17 protein-coding genes are annotated in these 18,588 nt (G+C 35.8%); 7 read left to right on the plus strand and 10 right to left on the minus strand.

Features of this window, described 5'->3' with window-relative positions:
* Positions 1-33 precede the first annotated feature (33 nt).
* The 4 genes from R2Q78_RS01160 (at position 34) to R2Q78_RS01175 (ending at position 5,047) form a co-directional block, all read left to right on the plus strand.
* Positions 34-1,080: a glycosyltransferase gene (locus R2Q78_RS01160; RefSeq protein ID WP_316788098.1), complete on the plus strand. Its 1,047-nt coding sequence runs from the start codon at positions 34-36 to the stop codon at positions 1,078-1,080.
* Positions 1,081-1,089: 9 nt separating this feature from the next.
* Entirely contained in the window at positions 1,090-2,532 is a 1,443-nt protein-coding gene (locus R2Q78_RS01165) for an O-antigen ligase family protein (protein WP_316788100.1), read from the plus strand.
* Between the two features lie 92 nt (positions 2,533-2,624).
* Complete coding sequence (locus tag R2Q78_RS01170) at positions 2,625-3,797, plus strand: acyltransferase (RefSeq protein WP_316788102.1); 1,173 nt, start codon at positions 2,625-2,627, stop codon at positions 3,795-3,797.
* A gap of 35 nt (positions 3,798-3,832) precedes the next feature.
* Positions 3,833-5,047 carry a glycosyltransferase gene (locus tag R2Q78_RS01175; RefSeq protein WP_316788103.1) on the plus strand — a complete coding sequence of 405 codons (1,215 nt, stop codon included), beginning with the start codon at positions 3,833-3,835 and terminating at the stop codon, positions 5,045-5,047.
* Here the strand turns inward: R2Q78_RS01175 and R2Q78_RS01180 are convergent.
* From R2Q78_RS01180 to R2Q78_RS01200, 5 genes are read right to left on the minus strand one after another with little or no spacing between them, the layout of a single operon-like run.
* Positions 5,044-6,252 (minus strand): glycosyltransferase, encoded by a 1,209-nt coding sequence (locus tag R2Q78_RS01180; RefSeq protein ID WP_316788105.1) that lies wholly within the window; start codon positions 6,250-6,252, stop codon positions 5,044-5,046. The genes R2Q78_RS01175 and R2Q78_RS01180 overlap by 4 nt on opposite strands.
* Positions 6,249-7,061, minus strand: coding sequence for an alpha-1,2-fucosyltransferase (locus tag R2Q78_RS01185; RefSeq protein ID WP_316788106.1), 813 nt, complete (start codon positions 7,059-7,061; stop codon positions 6,249-6,251). Before R2Q78_RS01185 ends, R2Q78_RS01180 begins: the two co-directional genes overlap by 4 nt.
* 2 nt (positions 7,062-7,063) lie before the next feature.
* A complete protein-coding gene (locus R2Q78_RS01190) occupies positions 7,064-8,395 on the minus strand; it encodes a flippase (RefSeq protein ID WP_316788111.1) in 1,332 nt (443 codons plus the stop codon).
* 2 nt (positions 8,396-8,397) lie between these two features.
* On the minus strand, positions 8,398-9,405 hold the full coding sequence (locus tag R2Q78_RS01195) for a hypothetical protein (protein ID WP_316788113.1): 1,008 nt from the start codon (positions 9,403-9,405) through the stop codon (positions 8,398-8,400).
* A complete protein-coding gene (locus R2Q78_RS01200) occupies positions 9,377-10,858 on the minus strand; it encodes a phosphoethanolamine transferase (protein WP_316788114.1) in 1,482 nt (493 codons plus the stop codon). The genes R2Q78_RS01195 and R2Q78_RS01200 overlap by 29 nt, the downstream gene beginning before the upstream one ends.
* 407 nt (positions 10,859-11,265) lie before the next feature.
* Here R2Q78_RS01200 and R2Q78_RS01205 point away from each other — a divergent pair, with 407 nt between their 5' ends.
* From R2Q78_RS01205 to R2Q78_RS01215, 3 genes are read left to right on the plus strand one after another with little or no spacing between them, the layout of a single operon-like run.
* Positions 11,266-12,072, plus strand: coding sequence for a glycosyltransferase family 2 protein (locus R2Q78_RS01205; protein ID WP_316788117.1), 807 nt, complete (start codon positions 11,266-11,268; stop codon positions 12,070-12,072).
* 30 nt (positions 12,073-12,102) lie between these two features.
* Positions 12,103-12,924: a glycosyltransferase gene (locus R2Q78_RS01210; RefSeq protein WP_316788118.1), complete on the plus strand. Its 822-nt coding sequence runs from the start codon at positions 12,103-12,105 to the stop codon at positions 12,922-12,924.
* Positions 12,917-13,702, plus strand: a complete 786-nt coding sequence (locus R2Q78_RS01215; protein ID WP_316788119.1) for a glycosyltransferase family 2 protein — start codon at positions 12,917-12,919, stop codon at positions 13,700-13,702. The genes R2Q78_RS01210 and R2Q78_RS01215 overlap by 8 nt, the downstream gene beginning before the upstream one ends.
* A 91-nt stretch (positions 13,703-13,793) precedes the next feature.
* On the opposite strand, the gene R2Q78_RS01220 is transcribed toward R2Q78_RS01215, so the two are convergent.
* From R2Q78_RS01220 to R2Q78_RS01240, 5 genes are all read right to left on the minus strand, one after another.
* Positions 13,794-15,863: an LruC domain-containing protein gene (locus R2Q78_RS01220; protein WP_316788120.1), complete on the minus strand. Its 2,070-nt coding sequence runs from the start codon at positions 15,861-15,863 to the stop codon at positions 13,794-13,796.
* A gap of 156 nt (positions 15,864-16,019) precedes the next feature.
* Positions 16,020-16,556 (minus strand): hypothetical protein, encoded by a 537-nt coding sequence (locus R2Q78_RS01225; RefSeq protein WP_316788122.1) that lies wholly within the window; start codon positions 16,554-16,556, stop codon positions 16,020-16,022.
* Complete coding sequence (locus R2Q78_RS01230) at positions 16,557-16,892, minus strand: STAS domain-containing protein (RefSeq protein WP_316788124.1); 336 nt, start codon at positions 16,890-16,892, stop codon at positions 16,557-16,559.
* On the minus strand, positions 16,889-18,025 hold the full coding sequence (locus R2Q78_RS01235; protein ID WP_316788127.1) for a SpoIIE family protein phosphatase: 1,137 nt from the start codon (positions 18,023-18,025) through the stop codon (positions 16,889-16,891). Before R2Q78_RS01235 ends, R2Q78_RS01230 begins: the two co-directional genes overlap by 4 nt.
* A complete protein-coding gene (locus R2Q78_RS01240; protein ID WP_316788129.1) occupies positions 18,022-18,558 on the minus strand; it encodes a hypothetical protein in 537 nt (178 codons plus the stop codon). Before R2Q78_RS01240 ends, R2Q78_RS01235 begins: the two co-directional genes overlap by 4 nt.
* Positions 18,559-18,588: the final 30 nt, after the last annotated feature.

Below are 18,588 nucleotides of genomic sequence, written 5' to 3' on the forward strand. Positions count from 1 at the left end.
TACTGGAAGTTAAAAAGCAAAAAAAAAGTATTATTGCACTCAGAAAGAGGTGACAGAGACTATGCCATAATTGTTACCGCTCATCAGGAAACTGCATTTATCCCTGACGTAGTCAATTCGCTTCTGAATATTAACTATCGAAATTTCAAAGTATATGTAGTTGCTGATGATTGCATTCATTCTAAAGATCTCGAATTTAATGATCCTAGGGTCATAGTTATTTTTCCTGAGTATGTTCTCGCCAGCAATATTTCATCACACTTTTACGCCATAAGCCGTTTCGAAAGAAAACATGATGTTATGCTAATCATGGATAGCGATAATCTTGCTGATACGGAATTGATAAATGAACTAAATGTTTATTTTGAAAAAGGATTTAAAGCCGTTCAGGGGGTTAGAAATCCAAAGAACCTTAATTCTACAATAGCTTGTCTTGATGCGGCACGTGACATATATTATCATTTTTTCGATGGCAAGTTACTCTTTGATCTTGGTTCTTCCGCCACTTTATCAGGATCAGGTATGGCCTTTGAAGTGGTGCTTTATCAACAGTGCCTGCAGGATGTTAATTTGAAAGGCGCGGGGTTTGATAAATTGCTGCAGGCAAAGGTTCTGAGCTTGGATGAAAGAATTGCCTTCAGTGATAAAGCGATAGTGCTGGATCAAAAAACAGTAAATTCAAAGCAATTGGTAAATCAGCGATCACGATGGATTAAAACCTGGTTTAAATTCTCCAAGTTTGGTTTTTCATTGATCTTAAAAGGTATAAAGAATTTTAGCATAAATCAAATTTTATTTGGAATTATACTTTTACGGCCACCGTTATTTATTTTTTTAGGTATAAGCTTGTTGCTTGTTTTAACTAATATTTTTATCAATCTTTCATTGGCTTTTGTTATAGTGATTTCGATAAGTATTTTTACATTTAGCTTTTTCGCTGCTTTGTCTAATACTCAGACTGATAAAAAAATATACACTGCTCTAAAATACATACCTGTATTTGTTTTCTATCAAGTAGTATCATTAGGTAAGTCATTTTTTTTAAATAAAAAGAACATTGCTACTAAACACAGTCAATAAATAACCAGCATGATTTGGTCACGTTACACTTCAGCCGAAATTAAAAGAAAATTAATCGTTTTCGCAATTGCGTTAACGTTTTCTATATTAACGGCTTTATTAACGGTTGAACTTAAGTTTATAGCGTTGTTTATACCGTTTTTGGTTACCGGAGCAATTGTTTTTGCTTACTCTTTATTCGCCAATCCAAGAGTAGGATTTATAGCATATTTTATTTACTGTTTTATTATAGCCGGACTACTGCGAAATACAGGATTACCCTTCGGTCCGCTGATGGAAATCTTGTTAGGATTCACATGGTTGTCTATATTGTTTCATCGGTTCGATTACAATTGGTCAAATTTGAGAAATGATCATTGTATTATTGCCCTTGTATGGTTCATCATAAATATATTGGAAGTACTGAACCCAGCGGGAGCAAGTGTAATGGGCTGGCTAATGGAAATTCGATTTACGACCTTAAATTGGCTCCTCATTGCTCCGGTTGCTTTCCTGCTCTTCAATTCAAAAAAAGATTTAGATTTATTTATTACGTTTACTATTGGTTTGTCTGTTTTGGCGGCCTTGTATGGAATCAAGCAATTGGCATTCGGAGTATCAGCTGCTGAACAACAATGGTTGGCTGATGGTGCAGATTTTACTCATATAGTCGATGGGAGATTAAGAATCTTCTCTCTTTATACAGATGCTGGACAATTTGGGGCTTCACAGGCTGCTATGTCTGTTGTCGCTTTTGCATTAGCTTTGGGGCCTTTTAAGATCTGGAAACGTATTTTTTTTGCTATATCTGGAGCGCTGCTATTTTATGGAATGTTAATTTCAGGAACTCGTGGTGCATTGTTTGCACTGTTGGTAGCAGGCGTTTGTGCAGTATTCCTGACAAAGAATTTTAAGATTGTAATTATAGGGTCTATTTTTGGTTTGTTATTCCTGGGAATGCTTAAATTCACTTCAATCGGTAGTGGTGTCTATCAAATTGTCAGACTCAGGACTGCTCTTGATCCTACAGACCCTTCATTAAACGCACGATTAATTAATCAGGCAAAGTTAAAAAAGCTAATGGATGATCTGCCTTTTGGAGGAGGAGTCGGGATCATAGGTATGAATGGAGCTAAATATAATACAGGTAAAGTTCTTGCCAAAATTCCCCCCGACAGTTACTGGGTAAAGATTTGGGCCATGTACGGAGTAGTGGGGTTGGTAGTTTGGTTTTCATTTTATATGTACCTCATAGGCAAATGCTGCGGTATATCAATGCGATTGAATGATCCCGGACTCAGAATTAAATGTATAGCCATGACATCAGGTGTAGCAGGAGTCTTTATGTGTAGTTATGGTAATGAAGTGATGAATGGATTTCCTTCTTCTGTAATCATGTTTATGTCCATCTCCTTTGTATTTTTATCGCCAAAATTAGATACCATAAATTCAACTAAAACAATTATAAAGTAATTATGCCACTGGATATCGTCGCATTTCCTGCACTTCTGTTTTTTATAATAGGCTTTATCAGCGGTTATAGAATTTATAATAAAAGATGAGTTATGTATAAATTTTTGCAATCAATACCTGATCGGTTAATTAGGGTTACTTCCGGCGGAAAACTCATCAAAGAAATAGATGGTTTAAGATTTGTTGCGATATTGCCGGTTATCATTCAGCATTTAAGTGAACGTTTTGAAAGAAATACTGCCATTCAGTTTGCTGTTGAACCACAAAATACCCTTACAAATTTTCTGGCACACAGGGGATTTCTTGGCGTTTACATTTTTTTTGTTGTAAGTGGGTTTGTACTGGCTTTACCGTTTGCTTCTTATTATTTGCAGGAAGGTAAAAAGGTGAGTATTCGAGCCTATTTTTGGAGAAGACTTACCAGATTAGAGCCGCCTTATATAATATGGATGACTTTTTTTTTCCTTGTGTTCGTTATTCACAAGCATCAAAGTTTTTCGGAATACCTGCCACATTATCTATGTAATATTACTTACACACATGCGATCATTTACAATGAATGGTCCCCATTTAATCCTCCTACCTGGACATTGGAAATCGAAGTCCAGTTTTATATTATTGCCCCCTTCCTTGCAAGCTTCTTCTTTTTTATTAAAAATAAGGCTTACAGGCGATTCTTTAATGTTTTTATGATTGTACTGGTTATGCTGGTTCAGCAACATTTTAAATTATATCAGAATCCATACAGCTTTTCTATTCTAGGTCATCTTCATTATTTTTTAATTGGTTTTTTTCTTGCCGATATATATCTATGTGACTGGGGACAAATCTCGAAAAGTAGATTTTACGACTTAATTGCGATCTTATCTTTTGTGGGACTGATATATTCCTGGAGTTGGAACTATGAAATCTCCAGCAGATTTTTGGTTGTAGTTTGTCTTTTTGTGTTCTTTTTTGCTGTTTTCAAAGGAGACTATGTGAATCGTTTCATTACCAATCGTTGGGTGATGGTTACAGGCGGAATGTGTTACACCATCTATCTAGTCCATTTGCCACTTTCGGAGTTTTTTATGCTGTTTACTAAAGACATAAGCTTCGGCTCAGATTATACAGTTAATCTCCTGATACAGCTCGTTTTATTCATACCCTTAGTGCTGATATTAAGTAGTGTAGCTTTTTTACTTTTTGAGAAGCCTTTTATGGATAAGAATTGGCCGAAGAAATTTACACACCAAATTTCCATTTTTTTAAAAGGGTCAAGGTGACTAAAATCCCTGTAGAATCACTAAATTTATGAGAAATGAATCTAAAAAATAGTACTATCGTAATACTGGGAGCCACAAAATTCGATGGTATATATGAATCTACGAGTTTCACCACAGCTAAATTTCTTGCACGTGATAACGATGTTTTCTACGTGGACTATCCTTATACAATCAGAGACTATTTTCGAGAACAAGGTACGAAGGAATATCAGGTACGTAAACCACATTTTGGTATTAACAGCACGTCAGTAATTGATACAGATATCGAAAGACTGAAGATTATCGTTACTCCGCCGGTACTTTCAATTAATTTCCTGCCAGAAGGTAATTTCTACCGAATGATGTTAAGTTGGAATGAGAGATTGATCGCTAAAAAGATCAATAAAGTGCTCAAAAGCAGAAGTATTCAACATTTTATCTTTATAAATTCCTTTAATTTTCACTACCCTGAAATCGGCCGAAAAATAAATGCAACACTCAAAGTCTATCAGTGTGTAGATCCACTAATTATAGATTATGATAAAAGACATGGAAGTGTTTCGGAGCAGATTTTAGCTAAAACCTCAGATGTCATTGTTTGTACAAGTAAGCAATTGTATAAAGAAAAGCTGTTGCTAAACTCCAATACATTTTTCGTTGCGAATGCTGCAGATCTAACACATAGCTCAAAAGCCTTAGCAGAAGATTTATTGGTCCACGAATCATTATCTGGCATTAAAAAACCTATAATAGGTTATTTTGGACATGTTGAACGAAGGATGGATTTTCCGCTTCTGGATAAAGTTGTGAAATCAAATCCAGATAAGAGCTTTGTATTTGTAGGTCCGGTATCTGATGAGTTTGTTCCATCTGGATTTAAAGATCAGAATAACGTTTATTTTACGGGACGCTTACCATATGAAGATATGCCAGCAGTAATCAAAGGTTTCGATGTTGCTATAATTCCCTTTAAAAAAGACGATGTAAGTAAAACCATATTTCCTTTAAAACTTTTTGAATATTTAGGCGCAGGTAAACCCGTCGTAGCCACTGACTTTAATCCAGATCTAGCCGAATTTACTAGAGAAGCAGTTACTTACTGCAATGATGATTCGCAATTTACCGCCGCGATCAAATATTACCTTGAGGACGACAATAAAGAGGCAAAGCAAGTAAGGATTGCTGTTGCAGGCGAAAACACATGGGAGACAAGGATTGCTCAGTTAGGAGATTTACTTGAGAAATTTTATAAACAAAAGTTATTGAGCTAATTCTTAAGTTTCTCGTTGTAAAGCTGAATATGTTTTGCAACGGGTTGTTCTCTTTCGTACCAATCAATTATTGATTGCCTGCAATTTAAATCATCCACATTCTGAATGGAATGCACTATATTTTTTATCTTCATCAATAGAGCAGCTTTATCCAAAGGCTCAAACAAAAAACCATTAACTCCATCTTCAACATAGTCAACCATGCCTCCAGTTTTGGAACTAATCACTGGTGTATTACACAATAAAGCTTCAGTCCCCGTAAGTCCAAAAGTTTCCTCCACAGATGGGATCACGAAATAATCCATTGCAGAGTAAATCAATGAATGCAATCTTTTATCATATATGGGTTCAAATTTTATTGTGTCCGGTGATTTTGGGGTATTATGTTGAAATGTACCTTTTTTTGCACCAAAAGATAAGATCTTAAAACGATCTTTGTCATTTTCATCCATCATCTCAAGGGCTTCGAGCAGGAGCCAATAGCCTTTTCTATAATTTGTAAGGTCGTCGGCGCCTGATCCTAATATGAGTGTATTTTCACTTATGCCAAGAGCTGTTTTAGCCTTTTTTTTATCGATAGGCTGAAAGTTCCGGAGGTCCAATATACAAGGTATTTTTGAGCAACTGACTCCAGGGAGATTTTCTTCGATCTTCTGAACGGTGATTGTACTGCTACCAATAAAGTGAACGTTGGCTTTTTTTATGTAATGATGTTTCAGCTTCTTAAATTTTTCTTCAATCAACGAAAAACATGGGTTCTTTATCACATCCTGCTCGTAGTGAAAGCCTCCTAAAATTGGATTGAGGTCGTGTGCGGTCCATATGATTGGTTTTTTAACCGACTTAAAGAAAGTTGGTATGTCCACAAAGTCAGAAATCCAATGGAGATGGATAATATCGGCGTCTATTACTAAAGGATGCAGATGCACATTATAAGGCGAATGCGGAGAACTGAATGCTTCAAAATTTCCTCTAAGATTTTTTATCAGCCTGCTGTTTTTATCTAGTTTAAGCTTTTTAAGAATTCTATAAGTAAAACTTCTTGATTGATTTAGCTGATATATTTCGCGGGAGATATTCTCAGGAAGTGCAAATAGACATAAGATTTTTGAATCCACACCCTCATCTAAAAGAGCCTCGTGAAGCCTTTTTACGGCTATTCCAGCTCCTCCTGTAATGTATGTTGTTATATGTAGTACTTTCATGATAACACTTCACACCAAATAAAACGATCGGTCATTATTTTCTTTGGATGTTCTTTGCCTATTCTAAAACCCAGCCAGTTTTTTGGTGCGTATACCATGTTCTTTTTTGGCGAAAGGTAAGCAGCCCACCAGCCGAAACTACTATTGGAAATGATAGCAATGTCGGAATTTTGTATAATTTGAAAATCAATGATTTCGTTGTTCATAGAATATACATAATTCGGCTTTTCCTTAAAATATTCTCTGACATAGTCAATATCGTCACTAACAAAGAAGACAGTGTAGCTGTCTACATCTTTTATCTCATTAAGTACTTTTTCAAAATATGTTATTGGAAGCGATATATCTCTTTTACCATATTTCAAGTAATCGGTTCTTCTGATGTGCACTGTAATAGTGCGATTGTTATTGAAAATATGACCAAATTGTTTTTTAAACTCTAGTTTGAATTCCTTTTTAATGTCCAAATTAAAATTGCCAATGATGTTTTTAAGATAAAAATCAGTCTGAAAAAAACCCTTATATAAAATCCAATCCTTGACCTCAACTTTTTTGGGTACCTGTATGCTCTCAATATAGACTTCTTTAAACTTAAAAATCTTAGGTACCAGCCTTGCATAAATCGAATAAAGTTTAGACCCTAGTGTGAGTTGCTGAAAGGAATCTATCTCAAAATATTTTGTTAGATAACCATGATGTGGATTGGTAAAAAAGAAGTGCTTGTCTTTGTTGTTTGTTTTCAGATATTGAAAAAATGCGTACTGAAATATCTGGTTTCCCAGTCTGCCAATAAATTTAACTCCAACCATATTTAACCTTTTTTTAGGATATATTTTTTAATAAACTCAGGATAGAATTGGTACGCATATATAAATGCATTTAAGGCATTTACCCTAAGCTCTCTCCATAGTATGACCTGAGCAATGGTAAACCCGAATATATTTGATATTAGCGTGGCATAAGCTGCACCAATCACACCATATTTTCTGATAAAAAAGTAATTAAGCGTAAGAATAACGAACGTGTTGACGATAACGATGATAAAAGTTGTCCGGGTTTTTCCAATGGAATCTATAACTACACCGAATTGCCTCCCAAAAGGCCCAAATATGCAGTAAAGTAAAGTGATATTCAGTATTGGCACCGTATCTGCATATTTGTCACCCGCAAGCAGACTGATGATTAGCCCATCAAAGATGTATATAAAAATGATCGCAGGTATCACCATGGCAAGTATCGTTCCCACGGATTTTTCATATAAATATTTTACAGCACTTTTACCTTCTGTTTCTATTCTTTTTGCACTTTGGGGAAATACAATCGTAGCAACGGCATTCGTAGGTATATCGATTAGATTTCCAATCCTTACGGCAATATTAAAAGATCCAGAAGCCGCTGGTGAAATCATGCTTGCCAACATCCACTGGTCAATTGTGCCGGAAAGGATCGAACTCAGCGAAGTAGCAAAGGCATATTTACCATAGTGAAAAATTTTCTTAAACCAATCCTGGCTGAAATTGTAGGAAAAGTGTATGAATTGTTTTGTGTATTTCCAGGCAATTAACAAACCGATAATTACTGCACCGATCTGAACATAAACCAAGGTTATAACATCTGTGGATATCTCGAAAAAATAGTTTACAATCAGAAATATACACAATACGGATGACCGTACCAAACCACTCGCGACGACTCCAGTATATTTAAAGTTCGCTTGTTCGATACAATTTAACTGCGTCAATATCCCGGAGAAGATGAAAACAATGATGTAAATGTAGAAAATAGACTCCAATTCTGGTGCTTTGAGCAATCTGGCAAATGTGCCTGCAAAAGCAAAAATTAAGATGACGCAGACCAGGGTTAAAGTAACACTTATAGTAAGTGAAGCAGAAAATATATGATTATGTTCTGACTTATCGGAACCAGAAATGAATTTAATCAGGGCACTTTGTATCAGCCCGTTTCTGATGACTTCGAGAATGATGACCGTTTGCATATAAATGCCCCAAATACCATAATCCGTTTTGTTTAACAGCCTGACCAGAATAAAAAAGGTAATTAAATTGATAATCGTTCCTGAAAAATTCTGGACAATATTTATAATGCCCGACTTTAACCAATAATTGTCATTGTTCGTGCCCATTTCTAAAAGTTGTTATTCAAAAATGTAATAACTTCGTCTTCAGTCCTAGCGTGCAGCACATTCGAGCCGGAAAGCATTCGATATAAAGTGTTGAAGCAGTTGAAATGGTGTTCGCCACCCCTCTTTGATAGAATAATATTCACTCCTCCAAAATAGCTTGCCAGTGCACCTGTACCTCCGTGTGTAGATAGAAAATGGTCTGAATTTGCATATACCATCATCTGAAAATGATTAAAGTTATTTGCACGTCCTCTATTCTCTTTATATAAATTTTCCATTAAAATTACTTCCGGAAAATTTTCCTCTATCCACTCATACTCGTTCAGATCATAAACATCACTATTGTCGTTCGTTATATTTTCTGGTCGCGGTCTGTTGTAAATAATCTGATATTTATCCTTGTATTTATTGAACACAGTTTCCAAAAATGGGATGCTCAGAAAACTGATAGGAGGGCCATCCCATTCCATATTATACCTGTTCGCTACAATCATTATCGGCTTATCATAAACATAAATGTCATTTTTATATAAGCTTTTAAGCGGTACAGGCGTCCATTTGCTCATATTATAGTCGTGGCTGTAAAGAATCCTGGGAGTTTCGTAGTTATAATTACCGGCAGTGGTTCTTGTATCAAAACTCTCTGTATGAGAAGGGGAAAAGAAATATAATTCTTTAGTATAATTGGCGCCTTCAGTGCCTAAAAGTGTACCATTTTTATAGTGCCAATAGGCGAATGGTAACGCAAACGCAATATCTGGAGTAAATTCGCCACTGAAGCTTATGCGTTTATATGGCTTTTTTATAAAATAGTCCTGAAACACATATTTGAGCTGTGTCAATTGACATACATAAGTATCCCTGTAAAAGTAGCGATACTCTTTTGGGACATTTGGATATCTTAGGATCACGTATAGGCTCGCCAGTTTTGTGATGATTTTATGGAACATATCGGGTTTAAAGGCTTTTGTAATTAGAGGTTTAATGGACAATATCTTGTTTTGTTTCATCAAATAAAAAAAACTTGTTATTTGCCCCCAGGATATACCGCTTTTCTTGAATATATTTTTCGTTGGCCAGGCTCTTTTGATAGCTTATTTCCGGAAAAGATATGCCGCAAAGATCAAGCATCGTATAAAATATGTTATTTGAACCCGTTGGAGCATGTCTTTGATTATATAATGTCCTGTATTTTTGTCCGAACAAATTTTGGTATTTCTCGGATGCCCAAAAAAACATGGGAACTTTCGCGACATATTTAGTGGGAGTGGGACTGCCATGCTGTGACAATAAGTTGGTGTCGTCAAACAGATTTTCTCCATGATCGGAGATATAATTAACATAAGAGACTGCATTTTCCCTTGCAATCAAACTAATTGTACTATCAAGTACTGCATCAGAAAACAAAATGCTGTTATCATAACTGTTAATTATAGCATCTTTTTTTTTATAATCCGTGGCTGTTGCATTAACATCGGAGGCCGTTGGTTTGAATTTTTTAAAATCTGTAGTGTATCGGGCATCATAATCATAATGGCTGCCTAAAGTGTGAAGTACTATAAAGGTCTTTTTCTCTTTTTTAGATAATATTGAAGAAAGCGTCTTCATTAAATCCATATCGGTCTTCACATTTTTGCTAGCCTTGTAATCTGAAAGTTCATACTTCACTACGTCTGACTCTTTGGAGTGAATGAAAATATATCCGTTGTCAACATTGTTTGAAATCCAGTATGTTTTAAACCCTGCTTCTTTGAAAATGCTGACTATAGATTTTCGTTCCAGATGAATGCTGAAGTTTTGGGGTGTTGCCTGACTGATGAGCATCGGGACTGCAAGCTGCGTAATATATCCGCCGGATATGACATTAGTGAAACTAATAATCTGATTTCCTCTTTTATCTAGTTTAGGGGAAGTATCCCTGCTATAGCCATTGATGCCCCAATTATAGAAGCGTGAGCTTTCGCCAATCACCAACAGGTATATTTGCCTGTCTTCAATATTGATTTGCTGTATCGCGTTAAACTTAAAATCCTTGGTTCTGGTGTCAAAATCATGGATGGTACTGAAATTACTTTTAACAGTTTTTAATGCATAGTAATTTGAACTCGGCCAGGCCCAGGATAAATTTCCCTTTATTTTTGTAAAATAACCCAAAGAATGACTATTACTAAAGAACGGGATGATAAGAAACAGTAAAGTCCCGAACAGACTTACGCATAGTGAAGAGCGAAAACTAATTTTAGCTGGTATTTTTTTAAGCAGAAAATAATACAGCAGGGTTATCGTAAAAAAAATCAATACTCCATAAAGGTAAAAGCCTTTGAGTAATTCGTGACTTTCACTAAAAGTTGTATTAAATATCAACCAATAGGTGTCACTATTTACTGTAACTCCATATGTTAAAATATAAAATACAGTAATAGGCGTAATCAGTACCAGAGGATAATATAAAATGAATAGCAATTTCAACCTCTTATGGAATATAAAAACAGGAATACTTAACAACGACATGCTGATTGTTATCGCTTTAAGGAGGTTAGAAAATTGGTGATTCTTGGCGTAAAAAACGGCATCTGGTAAGCTGATAAAAAGGAGGATAAAAAAAGAAGGTAAAACTGCTGTAAGGTTAACTTTTCTATTTATCAACATACTGATTCTGAATAATTAATAAAATGCAAATGCCAAATTGATGCGATTTTTTCAGGAAACATATTCCATCGTATTCTTTAAAAACAGGCTTTAGGTTTATCTTTTTTTAGCAAATTAGAAATATTATTTAAGTGTAAATATACTGATATAAATCTGATTTTATATCTTTACGCTTAGCTCAAGTCATATTTTTGTAACAGCTATGTTTATTCCAAAGTAATATGAGACCATTAGATATTCCTGCAAATATAGCCAAGTACTTAGACGGTAACATTTCTTTGGATGAGATGTGTAAGTCGGCATCGGAAGGTTATGCTCAACTATCAGGAGCGTCGCCGGAAGTTAGCATTGTAATACCGGCATATAACGAGGAAAATAACATTGTACCGACTTTAATGTCCTTATGTACTAATAAAACAGAAAGGATCGTAGAAATTATAGTTGTAAATAATAATTCACAAGACAGAACTGAAGAGCTTACAATAGCATGTGGTGTTAAATGTGTTTTTCAACCCGTTCAGGGAATTACAGTGTCAAGAAATATGGGGCTTTCCAATGCAACAGGAACCTACATTTTAAATGCTGATGCTGACAGTATATATCCTGAACACTGGATTGAAAATATGATTAAGCCCTTGGAACACCCGGCTGTAGCAATGACCTATGGTAGATTCTCACTTATTCCGACTGCCAATACGGGGCGATCTGTATATTTTTTTTATGAGTATATTGCTGAATTCAGTAGATGGGTTAATAAATTTATAAAAGACGAGGCTGTTAATGTCTATGGTTTTAACTCTGGGTTTAGAAGAAAAGAGGGCTTAGAAGTTAATGGTTTTGATCATCCTCCCGGTACCAACGAAGATGGATGGCTGGCAGTTAAACTCAGAGATAAGGGGTTCGGCAGACTTGAACTTGTAAAAGAAATCAAAGCATTGGTGTGGACAACTGACAGGAGAATTCAAATGGATGGGGGATTGGTATCAGGGGTATGGAAAAGATTGAAGAGAGTGTTATTAAAAAGATAAATTCAACTCTTGAATATAATGATAAAAGATATGACTGATAGAAATTTCAGTGACGTTGCGCTACTAATCACGCATTTCAACAGATCGGGTTCTCTAAGGAGGCTGCTCAGCAAATTTCAAGAATTGGAATGCAGCTTTGCAGAAATCATAGTGTCGGATGATTGTAGTAAGCCTGAGCATTTACAAAAACTCGAACAGATGAAAAGTGAATTTAATTTTGTTTTAGTTACCACCCCCGTAAACAAAGGACTTGGCAATAACATCAATAAAGGGCAAGATAGAGTAACCAAGCCCTATACGCTTTATGTACAGGAGGATTTTGTGCCAAAGGCTGAATTTCCTATGCGTTTCGCTGACGCCCTCGAATTAATGGATAAACATGCAGATATGGATATTGCAAGATTTTATGGTTATGTACCTTATCCGTATACACTTCCTTTTGAGAGGGGGTTTGAAATTATGAATTTCAAACTTTGGTATCCTGGCTACCTCAAATTCTACAGCTATAGTGATCATCCTCATTTGAAAAGAAGTAACTTCCTTGAGAAATTTGGCCGTTATAAGGAAGGTGTTAACGTAGATATTGCTGAGTATAATATGTGCCTTGCTTTTCTTAAGAATGGTGGAAGAGGATTTATCTACCCACGGATCAGTGATTTGTTCGATCAGTTGAATAATGCCGACGAACCAAGTACAGCGGCATATCGTAAAGACTGGAAGCTTAGTCCTAACATCTTTGTCAGATTACTCAGAAAGGCCTACCTTCAATACAAAGCCTTGAAATACCATAAAGACTTTTTAGCCTATCCAAAACCAGAAAGCGAACAAGTCAAGAATTATAACAATGGATAACAAGCACCATTTTGAAAAAGTATCACTGTTGATCACTCATTACAACAGAAGTAGCTCCCTGGAGCGATTGTTAAAAACCCTCAATGAGCAGAATGTTTCATTTAACGAAATAGTTGTTTCAGATGATGCAAGTAAACCTTTACATTACCAGAGATTGCTAGAACTTCAGGCTCAATATCAATTTACATTAATTTCTTCTGATGTAAACAAAGGTTTAGGGAACAATCTCAATAAAGGACAAATGGCAGTAAAAACACCGTATACACTTTATGTACAAGAAGATTTCGTGCCTACAGATCAGTTTCTTCCTCATTTTAACGACGCATTTCAAATCATGGAAGAAGAATCCGATATTGACATCGCCCGTTTTTATGCCTATTTCGCTTATCCATATTTAAAATCATATAAAAACGGTTTCTCTAAAATGATTTATAAGCCACTATTTCTGGACAAGAATAAGATTTATAATTATAGTGATCATCCACACTTGAGAAGAAGTACCTTTTTTGAACGTTTTGGTAAATATACGGAGGGTATAAAATCAGACAAGACAGAATATCAGATGTGTCTTTCATTTATTCAAAACAAAGGAAAGGCTATTTTCTATGATAATTTCGACAGCTTGTTTATCCAGGAAAACAATGCCGCAGAACCAAGTACCGTACAGCGCAGCAACTGGAGGCAAAGTAATAATTTAATACTTTCAGCAATAAGACTGATCTATAGACAAATTAAATATAACTACGACCTTCATATCAATCAGAAATTTAAAAGATGATTGGCTTTTAAAAAAAAATGACAGGGATCCATAAGGAGTTAAACCTTGAAAATCCCTGTCATGTCTTCGGCATTACAATTTACAATTACCGCTATTTGTAGATCAGTTTGGTATTTCTGTATCCGCTTATATCTTCATACCAGTTTGCATATTTCTTGCCACCTGACTTTGCCCATTCTGCGAAGTTCAGATAGACATCATAGATAGGAGCTTTTTCAATTGGGTATTCAAACGACCCATAGAAATCAATCGCAAATGGTCTGTTGTCTTTAGTGAGGTAGTATTTTCCGGCATTTACACGTGAGAAATCTGCTGCAGTTTTGAATAATGAAAAGTTTGCAAGCTCAGTAGGAGGTTGGTTCATCAGGTGAATTTCTCTTCCTCTTTCCATGTTGCTGATCATAAAAGGATTGAAAGGTACCATCGCTGTATAGTCATCGGATAAAGGATTGTTTAAGGAAATTTCAATCGTGACTATTTTACTGTCCAGTTGTGAATGACCTGGTATCGTATTCACCTGTGCGGCATTTGCTCCAAATAAATTGCGGTAATTATCGAATGGGATAATTACTGCTTTGTTTTGTTTGCTTTCCAGTCCATTTGCATCAAACTTAAACATGGAACCGGAAATATTAGCACCTGTTACTTTACTGATTTGGGAGGGGTCAAATGGAAGTTGAACACCGAAGCCGTTTTGAAAATCAGCTCCCGCTGCCAGTGGCTTATATTCAGCGGTCATATCGACTAGTTTGTTATCTGAGCTCATTGCAAATGTATATCTGTAGCTTACTACAAGGTCATTAAGGTCATAATCACCCTCATTTGGCCAGTTGTCTTCAAATGCAGTAGTGCCCCAGATTTCCTCGCTCGGATAATAGCGTTTGTAAGCCCTGTTTTTGTCATCAGGAAATTTATCCAGAAAATCAGGAACGCCATCACCATCTTTATCCTCGGTGTTTTCGTCAAGAAATGGAATATCTACAGGAGATATGGCTTCTACTGGATTAGATTGCGCATAGATTACAAGATCGTTGAAATCCTGATCACTACCTTGCCCGGGAGTTCTGTTGATGTCTTCAAAGCCAATTAAAAAAGTTTGCTGAGAAACATTGTTGAGTACCACATTATGCCTTCTTAACCTTGCATCAGATTCTGGATTAAGCGCCTCTGTTGAATAGAATTTGTTCGCCCCATAATCTATAGTTCCGCCACCGCGATAAGCATTTTGTAACAGTACAAATCCTATTGACGTTCCTGCAGTAAACCTGCCAATTTTAATTTTATCTCCCTGCAGCATATTACCTTCACCAAAGCCGCCCACAACTGATGTATTAGGAAATACCATTCTTACTTCCTGAATGTCTTCAGGACGTTTAGGGGCATGTCCTGTCTCGTAAGTATAATAACCCAGAGAATTTCTGTAGTCTGCACCCTCATGGACAAATGTAATCCATACATCAGCAAGGCGTTCTATTTTTAGATCGGTAGGAACCTGAGTAGCAATATATTTATCTTTTACTTTTTCTCTTTCAGGCAATGCAGCATTTACCTGTTTCATAAGTTCATTGAAATCGATTTTATCAATAGGTTCAAGAGTTTTTGGTCTTCCCAGTTCGTCATATAAATTAGGATCATAAATGTATCCCGAAGATTGGTCACCTTTGGCACCTATGGAGCTTAGCTTTGACTGAAAGAATGAATTTTTCTTAGATATCGCAGTTTTTTGGATAATTATATTTCCGCTATATCCAAATTCCCCACCTATAATGGCAGATAGCGAATTGTTTTTAATATAAGCCTTTGCGTTGCGAAGCAAACCCACATAAGCTGGGTCTATAACCACCGTGTCCAGTGACGAGGGGATGGTGATTTTGGTTCTGATATACCCATCTTTATCACTCATTACTTTTGTGATCTCTTTTCCGTTCGATACTGCAGAAGGAGCGTAAAATGATACCAGGACACCACTGACAGGCTGATTTGTCCGCGTGAGTAATCTTACATTGAGGTCCACTTTTTTTGTTGTCTGATAGGCAAAATCATCAGGAGCCACCTTTTCTATGCCCTCTAAGTTGTCATCGTTGCCTGCAATTTCTTTTTTACAGGAGACCAAAGCTAAAGTGCATGTGAAAAAGTAGAAGGCGAGTAATTTTTTGTTCATAAAAATACTTAAGTATTAAGGTTGTTTACGCGCGTAGAGAAAAAATAATACCAAATATTAAATCCTTTCGTATAGCGCTATAATGAAGTCAGATGAAATTAGGGTGGGGATTTTTGTGTATATACATTTCCCGAATCGGGGAAAATGCACTCGTCGTTAGGACTGTAAATCGATGTTTACTATGTATCTATTTTCTTTATCATCTGGGTCATATTGATAGATAAAGCTATCTGAAGCTAGTGTAATGATGTAAAACCCGAAATGCTCAGGCATGTGTTCTATGCTCAGGCCTTCCTCTAGATATGGGTTCAGAAATTTAAATTTATATTTTCCCAGTGTTTGGATATGGTGTCTGTTCTCTTCAGAAAAACTAATTTTTAATGTTTTGTCTATATCCTCAAAAGGGATTTGCTGGGAGCTTGAACTAAACTCGATCTGAAGGCCTTTTTCAAATTTTTGAATACTTAATGACGGATGGTCGATAACCAACTTAATTTGTGAATTTCCATCCGTGGAATGTTTGATAGAATTTGTGATCAGTTCGATCAGGATCAATTTGATTTTTCTTTGTTCTGCCAGACTAACGTCTTTATGCTGCATGATTTTTTGCAGTACAGTTCTGGTAAAGCTAAAAATGTCATCAACATTTTGAGGTGTCTCCAGTTCTAAGATGATCGGGAATGATTGCTCCATTTAAAATTCCTTTAATGCACTGTCTAACGTATCTTTCAAAACAAAAATTTTATCAAGGCGGGTAAGTTGAAATAGATTCACAATATCATCATTCATGCCTATCAGAATCAGTTTTCCATCCAACGGGAGTAGGCTTTTTAAAATAGCAACCAAAGCGCCTAAAAAAGAGCTGTCGACATAATCTACATTAATGAAGGATAAAATCAATTTTCTTTCTCCTGTGCTTATTTCGTGTAAAACAAGGTCTTTAAATTGCTCTGATTTGGAGAGATTTGCTTCTCTTTCCTCAATAACAATAGCAAGTACACCATCAATCTTCTGTTTTCTTATCTTCATGATAAAACCTGTTTTTTATTTAAAATAATAATGCTGCAATCATCAACCTGTGATGTGTTTTTATTAAAAAGGTTGTTTTTGATGTCGATAGCAGTCTTGTTTTCTCTTTTCATCTGGTAAAGCCTCGACTTCAATAAATTCAGGTCAGATTTCTTAACTCCGTTTATCTCAAAGTCAATCATACCGTCAGATATCAAATAGAGCTCTTCACCTTCATTCAGTTCAACTTCTATTTCATTGAACGAGGTGTCTTCTGAAAAGCCGAGCAAAATCCCATCAGACTGGTAACTTTTCAGTGTGGTTTGATCAGCCTCATATTTCAATAAAGGTAAATCTCCGGCTCCCGCATACCTTATTTTTTGCTCATCATCGTCTATTAATACCATACTCAATGTAGAGAATATATCACTAAGTACCTCGTCTGAATGAATTACTTTGTTTAATTTAACTAAAATTTCTGATAAAGAAAAATTTCCGTCATATACGCAAAGTCTAATTGCTGATCTGACATAGCTCAGAAAACTGAAGGAAAAGAACCATGCGCCCCATTTTTTCCCCATCACATCTCCCAGTACAACGAATGTAAACCTGTCGTTGATCTTAATGAAATCAATAAAGTCTCCGCCAGGTTGGTTTTGGAAACTTTGGTTAAAAAAACTAATGCTGAAGTTCTTTAATTCAGGCGCTTTTTGGGGTGTATTTCTCAGGTTTAGCTTTTCAGCTATACCTTTAATTTCGCTTAACGACCTTTCGTAATGTTCTCTGACTGATTGCAGCAGGTTGTCTATTTTTGATAGAATCTGAGCGGGAGGAGTTCCTTTGCTGATGTAATCAATAGCTTTTAGGTCGAGTCCCTGCTGTATAAATTTATTATCGTTAACTGAAGTTAGGAACAGGAACGGAATATTTTTAAACGAATCATTGTTTAAAAGCTTTTTTCTGAAGTCAAATCCATCTTTTACTGGCATCTGATAATCTGAAATAATCAATTCCGGTGCTTCCTCCATCAAAATTTTTTCAGCCTCATCTACGGACAACGCTATTTTACAGTTGTAGCCGTTACTGGTTAGTAGTTTCTCGAAAAGCCTAAGCTGTACAATGTCATCATCAACCAGTAAAATAAGTTTATTCATATTGTTTTGTTTCGGATAAGCGAACTTAATACAATATAGATGCCAATGGCTATAATAATCAATGAGATAAGGTCCATTAAAGTAAATCCATCATCTGGATTGAAATTAAAGATGACAAACATTTCAAAATAAGGAGGAGCAGGTAAAATGATCATCGCAAAACCAAGGGCCACCAACATAAAACCGATGATTATTTTTACCATATTGATGGTCATTTTACCCAAACTGATTTTTTTTGCCTGCACTGAATCTATGTAGTTGTTATTCAGCAAGGTTTCCAGCTGGCTCAGCTGATCAAATTTATCTGCATCTGAAGATGAAACATCCTGGATTTGTTTGATCAGCTCTTTACCCGTGAGCTTTTTATCCAATGCCTGATTGATCTTTGTTTTGATTCCATAGATATTCTCTGTGTCTATTTTACTGCCCTCAAGCAGTGCAATAAACTCGTTGAGCTTATGAATCAGTTCCTGATCTTTAGCTTCCTGTTCAAAATGCCGTAGATCTTGAATAAGTTTGTTTTTATCAGCCAAAATAGTCTACTTTGAGGGTGTATTAATATT

It is taken from the genome of Pedobacter frigoris, assembly GCF_032678645.1.
In the GTDB taxonomy this organism is placed as follows: domain Bacteria; phylum Bacteroidota; class Bacteroidia; order Sphingobacteriales; family Sphingobacteriaceae; genus Pedobacter; species Pedobacter frigoris_A.